The organism is Intestinibacter sp., assembly GCF_051866655.1.
Taxonomy (GTDB): Bacteria; Bacillota; Clostridia; order Peptostreptococcales; family Peptostreptococcaceae; genus Intestinibacter.
Window position 1 is genome coordinate 1 of sequence record NZ_JBJDXL010000167.1, and the last position, 5,434, is coordinate 5,434.

The 5,434-nt window shown below is 31.8% G+C and carries 13 protein-coding genes; all 13 read right to left on the bottom strand.

The window, feature by feature from the left end; translation table 11 throughout:
- Positions 1–416, bottom strand: a 416-nt coding sequence (locus ACI3VO_RS05030) for a hypothetical protein (RefSeq protein WP_439756863.1), incomplete at its 3' end; no start/stop codon positions are given.
- On the bottom strand, positions 413–721 hold the full coding sequence (locus ACI3VO_RS05035) for a hypothetical protein (RefSeq protein ID WP_439756864.1): 309 nt from the start codon (positions 719–721) through the stop codon (positions 413–415). The genes ACI3VO_RS05030 and ACI3VO_RS05035, both read right to left, overlap by 4 nt.
- Before the next feature lie 2 nt (positions 722–723).
- On the bottom strand, positions 724–1,257 hold the full coding sequence (locus ACI3VO_RS05040) for a dUTP diphosphatase (protein WP_439756865.1): 534 nt from the start codon (positions 1,255–1,257) through the stop codon (positions 724–726).
- On the bottom strand, positions 1,241–1,957 hold the full coding sequence (locus ACI3VO_RS05045) for a metallophosphoesterase (RefSeq protein WP_439756866.1): 717 nt from the start codon (positions 1,955–1,957) through the stop codon (positions 1,241–1,243). Before ACI3VO_RS05045 ends, ACI3VO_RS05040 begins: the two co-directional genes overlap by 17 nt.
- Entirely contained in the window at positions 1,950–2,189 is a 240-nt protein-coding gene (locus ACI3VO_RS05050; protein ID WP_439756867.1) for a hypothetical protein, read from the bottom strand. The genes ACI3VO_RS05045 and ACI3VO_RS05050 overlap by 8 nt, the downstream gene beginning before the upstream one ends.
- A complete protein-coding gene (locus ACI3VO_RS05055) occupies positions 2,183–2,371 on the bottom strand; it encodes a hypothetical protein (protein WP_439756868.1) in 189 nt (62 codons plus the stop codon). The genes ACI3VO_RS05050 and ACI3VO_RS05055 overlap by 7 nt, the downstream gene beginning before the upstream one ends.
- Positions 2,337–2,891, bottom strand: a complete 555-nt coding sequence (locus ACI3VO_RS05060; RefSeq protein WP_439756869.1) for a hypothetical protein — start codon at positions 2,889–2,891, stop codon at positions 2,337–2,339. The genes ACI3VO_RS05055 and ACI3VO_RS05060 overlap by 35 nt, the downstream gene beginning before the upstream one ends.
- The gene (locus ACI3VO_RS05065; RefSeq protein ID WP_439756870.1) at positions 2,884–3,234 is read right to left on the bottom strand and encodes a hypothetical protein; all 351 of its coding nucleotides are present in this window, start codon (positions 3,232–3,234) and stop codon (positions 2,884–2,886) included. The genes ACI3VO_RS05060 and ACI3VO_RS05065 overlap by 8 nt, the downstream gene beginning before the upstream one ends.
- A complete protein-coding gene (locus ACI3VO_RS05070) occupies positions 3,218–3,523 on the bottom strand; it encodes a hypothetical protein (RefSeq protein ID WP_439756871.1) in 306 nt (101 codons plus the stop codon). Before ACI3VO_RS05070 ends, ACI3VO_RS05065 begins: the two co-directional genes overlap by 17 nt.
- A complete protein-coding gene (locus tag ACI3VO_RS05075) occupies positions 3,520–3,747 on the bottom strand; it encodes a crAss001_48 related protein (protein ID WP_439756872.1) in 228 nt (75 codons plus the stop codon). The genes ACI3VO_RS05070 and ACI3VO_RS05075 overlap by 4 nt, the downstream gene beginning before the upstream one ends.
- Complete coding sequence (locus ACI3VO_RS05080; protein WP_439756873.1) at positions 3,740–4,009, bottom strand: hypothetical protein; 270 nt, start codon at positions 4,007–4,009, stop codon at positions 3,740–3,742. The genes ACI3VO_RS05075 and ACI3VO_RS05080 overlap by 8 nt, the downstream gene beginning before the upstream one ends.
- Positions 4,006–4,740: a hypothetical protein gene (locus ACI3VO_RS05085; protein WP_439756874.1), complete on the bottom strand. Its 735-nt coding sequence runs from the start codon at positions 4,738–4,740 to the stop codon at positions 4,006–4,008. Before ACI3VO_RS05085 ends, ACI3VO_RS05080 begins: the two co-directional genes overlap by 4 nt.
- A gap of 90 nt (positions 4,741–4,830) precedes the next feature.
- The gene (locus ACI3VO_RS05090) at positions 4,831–5,328 is read right to left on the bottom strand and encodes a hypothetical protein (RefSeq protein ID WP_439756875.1); all 498 of its coding nucleotides are present in this window, start codon (positions 5,326–5,328) and stop codon (positions 4,831–4,833) included.
- Positions 5,329–5,434: the final 106 nt, after the last annotated feature.

A 5,434-nucleotide genomic window follows, 5' to 3' on the forward strand; every position in this document is an offset into this window, starting at 1 on the left:
AGCTTTCTACTTATAATCCACTTTTTATCAAAGATTTTAGGGTTAGTTACTTTATCAGCTTGCTTTGCTAATTGTGGCTTAATTACTCCGAACTGATTAGTCTTAACCTCTCCAAAGATCTCATTAAGTTCTTCCTCTGTATACTCATCTGGGTGCTTATTTACCTTAACGTAACCCTTATCAAGGTATTTTTTGACTTCTGAGTTATATTGTAGTTCTAGTTGCTGCTTCCAAGTTCTCTTCTGCTTAGTTCTATCAACTACTATAGTTGGGCTAAGGGTAGTTTTACCCTTAACCTGACCATAACTTCTTTGTATAATATAACCATGCTCTGGTTCATGCCACTCTTCATCAGTTTCTACAATAGCAAACCTAAATTTACCAGTAGAAGCTTTTCCAAGCATATATGTTATCATTGGCGTAGATCACTTTTAACTATTTCCCAAAGATCATCTAAAGTTTCTGTAGGAATTTCATTATCTTCTAAATCCCACATCTTCATATCTGGTCTTCCATCTTTCTCGTATAGCCACCAAGAAATAGTATCTTGACCTTCATCTGTAAACAATAGACCTATAGTAGTATCAAATAGAACATTTGCATATTCTACCCAATCAGCTTCCCACAAATCTACGTCTAGTACTTTACAGACTTCATCAAGTCTCTTATTATACTTTTGATGCTCGGAGATAAGATTAATAAATTTCTCTTTAGTCATCATATTCAATTATTAGTTTTGCCAGTTGATCCAAATCCGCCCTCTCCTCTTTCAGTATCTGATAGTTCATTAGATTCAATAAACTCTATGTTAGGATAAGGCATTATTATAATTTGACCTATACGATCTCCTATTTCATATATAGAAACCTCTGGGCTATCTTTTCTATTAGATCCACAAGCATCTACCATATCAAACGTATCAGAATCCTCACCTATACCATACTCATCCCTTCCAACAGTAAAGTCCATATACGATAAAGTAGGTTTAAACTTGAATTTTATTTCTCCACGATAAGAACTATCTATTATACCAACGCTATTAGACAGAGATAAATCCTGCTTACATACGCTACTCCTAGGAAATATAAGACCTACATATCCTTCTGGGATTTCCATAGCTAATCCAGTACCATATTCAACATTGCCATACTTATCAAATACTCTACTAGTAGCTGTTAAATCCATTCCTGCATCTCCTGGTTTAGCATATGATGGAATTACTGCATTTTCACAAAGTTTCTTAATTTTTACTTTCATTTTGTATAGTTTTGATTATAAAATTACCATTATCTATTATTAGATACTGATTGATACTTAGAGCATCACACAACCATATATCTTGCTTATTTTTTACGGCTTCCTTAGCATTTACTATTCTCTTTACTTGTGTATGACCAACTACTTGAGTATATCCTTCAATAGTATATCTAGCTAAAGTTATAGGTCTAACCCAAGTAGGGGGTTGTGTAGGAGAATCTCCGTAAATATCATAAACTTGATTTGCCCAGAATCCGAATATAGGAGATGGCTCTAAATCATTTATCTTAGTAATGTCATCAAGATTTGCTACTTCTTTTAGCCATACTTCTGATATTCCAGCATGGGAGAATACTATATTATCATGTATATGTATCCAACTAGTTAAGTTAAGGAATCTATTACGATATTCTTCTCTAGACATATATACAATTAAGTCCTCATCATGTCCAGAGCATCTAGCCCAAGAATATCCAAGCGAATCAAGATCGTGATTACCTCTTAAAAGTACTACCTTATCAAGATTCTTCTCTTTGTATTCTAGTATATCATCTAGATTTCTTAACTGTCGCTCTACCGATATATCATCATGAGTTGCTACATAATCTCCTAGAAATATAACTTTATCAAACTCTTGATTTACAATATCTTTCCATATGGTTTTTCCATGAATATCCCCTATTACTATTAATTTACCCATTTAAATACTTATTTAGTTCTTCTACAACATTTTGAGCTTCTGAATAGAAGGCTTTTATCACATTTCCATTTTCTTTTACTACTGCAAATGGGTCTAATCTAGCTCCCCAAGCCCCTTTTAACTGAAATGCTTTCTTCTTATCTAATACTGTATTTAGTAATGTAATATTAGAATTAGGAGCAAGTTCTTTGATTTGGTCTTTATCAGAGTATACGACTATTACCTCTAGCATAATAGATATTTTAAAAGTATAACCTTTTCGTAATCTTGAGTACTTTTATCTTTGAGTACTCTTATTACTTTATCTATTAACTCATTAGCACAATCTAATTGTAACTTAATACTCTTCTCATTAGCTCTAAGTTCTTCTTCAAATGAATTAAGTGTCTCTACTAGTTTTCTTGCTAGTGTCATTCCAAAATAGATAAGTATTATCCTCAATTATATATCTAGGAAATTCTTCATTAGTAGCTTTTACCTTATAGAACTTCTGATTGGTAGTTGGTTTATTAAGTGGTCCAAGCTCTTCTACATATGGTCCGAGCTTAATATAATCAAACCAACGAAAATCTATATCTGGAGAAAGTTCTTGTCTACCACTATACCAAGCTACCTTTAATTTAACCCAATTAAGTAGTTTAATAGCTCTTGCTAAGAAGTTTATATCAGCTGGATTAGAATCTCCTCCCATAAAGCATATACAAGTTATACCTTCATTCTCTCGTATTAGCTTATAAAGTTGATTACTGATATGTTTCCCAAATCCTTTAGCTAGACTGTCTTCATCAGATACTAATACTTCTCCAATATCATCTGCTAAATAAGAGCTATGACAACCTTTACAGTGGCAAGGGCAATTAGAGATATTTATACATAGAGTAATCTCATTAGGAACTTCTAGAAATGTAATAGCCGTATCAACGTATTTAAGCATTATGTAATTGTTTATATAGTTCTCCAGTAATATCTAACTTTCCTGCTGTCCATGTTTTTGGATAATCTATAGAGAACCAACCTCCAGATATAGTTCTAACAAACCATAATTCTTTAGTCTGCTCTCCTCTAGCCTTTATAAAGAAATCAGTTTCTTTAGCATAGAGATATGGATCTCCTTTATAGTTCACGCAGTATTTTACTTCTCTTCTCCAAGCATCAAATACATCTAGAGGAACACTATGTAAGTCACATATTTCTTCAATGGTAACTATTTCATGTCTAGATTCTGATATTTTACCATCATCAAAGAAATGATATTGCTCATTAACTTTCGGAATCATATTTAAAACTTTTAATAGCTTCACATAAGAATCCAGCAAATGAAGATACAAATACTTCATCATCATGAAGCTCATTCTGTCCCATTGCTTGTAATATTAAATGAGTAAGCTCATGAAGAAATGTATTTTCTTTACTTGATTCGCTTTGTTCTACACTATAAGAAGAGTTAGCTATGAATATAGTTCCATCACAAAAATTACTGTTGCCAAGAGCTTGATTTTCAAGAAAATCTCTCTCAGCAACAGTAATTTCTACTCCTCCTACATTAAATTTACTAGGAATTTTCACTCTACAGAAATACCTTCTTTAGTGCATCTATCTTTAAGGATCTGTAGATACTGCTCTCCATTTTGTAAAGTGGACATCATAGCGCAATGTTGACAATACAACATAGCTCTAGCTTCTGTATCGAGTTCTTTAGACTTATCACTATTTAGAAACTCCATTAGCTTTGTAAGTCTTTCTCTAAGGATTTCGTTATATCCTTTCCACTCTTTATATTCATTAATCATTCTTTCCTGATATGCTTCCATTTTCAAATTCAATTAAATAGTTATCACCTTTAGTTATATTCTTAACTATGTTACCTTCTATATTAGAGCCAATACTAATGAATGGACCTCCTTCAAAGTCGATAAACTCTATGCTGTTATCATTTCTATACCCTATTCTAGTATACATACTATTAGTATGTACCTCGTATACTGAATCTGATATTGGACATAGCTTAATAACAACATCTCTGTACCTAGATTTTACTATTATCTCTTTCATTTTAATGATTCAATAAAAGATTCCTCTGTAATATCTTCATCATATAAAATAAAGCCATTCTCATCCTTTAGTTCAGTACCATTTTCGTCTCTTAATGGCATACCATATATAACTTCTTCTACTTTAAAATCTTTAATAGTAAAATTTGGACGACCATGAGATTTCCAATACTCCTCTACTTTCTCCTTATTACTAGTAGGACTCCAACCCAAAGCGGTATTGATCAAGAAAGCTTCATGATCCATATCCCTCTTATAAAACTCCTTACAAGTATCAACTAGTTTGAGAATCTTATCTTGAAGAGCCTTAGCATCCTTCTCTACAATATCAGATTGATTATTATCTTTAAGTACAAAGTACTCTTTCAAGTAATTAAGGATTACTTCATTTAGAGGAACAATAGGTTTATATCCTCTATATCCAGGTCTATCCCCATTTCTAGGAATATAGACATCTTTCTTACTATCTTTACTAGTAATATAATTAACTAATAGATCTACATGATCTTCCCATTTATTCCTTATTCGATAAGCATCCATAAACATCTCTTGAATAAATTTAAAGTTTTCTTGAGATAGATAATATCTATCCATAAACTTATCATCTTGAGTTTCTTGAATTTGCTTATTCTTTATAAGTTCATCTACATTAATAGATGGTTGCGCCCATTTATAGCACTCTACTAAGCACTCATAAATAGCTTTTGATAGTATGTCTCTCTTGTCTATCATATTATTTTCTAATTAAGACTTCAAAATCATAATAGTATTTTATAGAAATAACTTCAATTGTAACTCCTTTAGGCAAATTCCATTTTCTAATCATTCTCTGTAGCTTTTTTCTAGAAGGATTTTTACATAGCAACTACTACAACTAGAGCGACGTAATTCACTTAGTTCTACCCATTGATTAATGTGTTCATCATACCACCAATGTTCTCCCTCTCTTTCTACATTAATTAAATAAGTACACTTTAAAATTTTCTTCGGAAACTTAAAGTGGTTCCCAACTTCATGTTTATTAATTGGTTTCCTTTCTAATTCAGACAAGTCGCTATATTGCTCTTTAAGTCTATTCTGTACTAATTCAAAAGGACAATTAGCATATAAGAACATATCTGTAAGAAGATCAGTATTCCATAATACATATTCTTTAGAATCAATGAAATCGGATTCTCCTAGATTAGGGAAATAGAACCATTCAATTAATTTAGCTCCTTTTGTACCATCTGGAAATACTACATTAGTCACTTCTGCCCAATCTCGTATTTCTTTGTATTCTTTCCAAGTAGATACATAAGTTTTATCTATTGCTGCCATATTTAACTGAAATCACAACAAGTTGACCACCTCATACCATCATTAAAGAAGTTATAGTATTCAGGATTATATCCTTTATCCTTCCAGTACTGTTCATTAGAGTCTC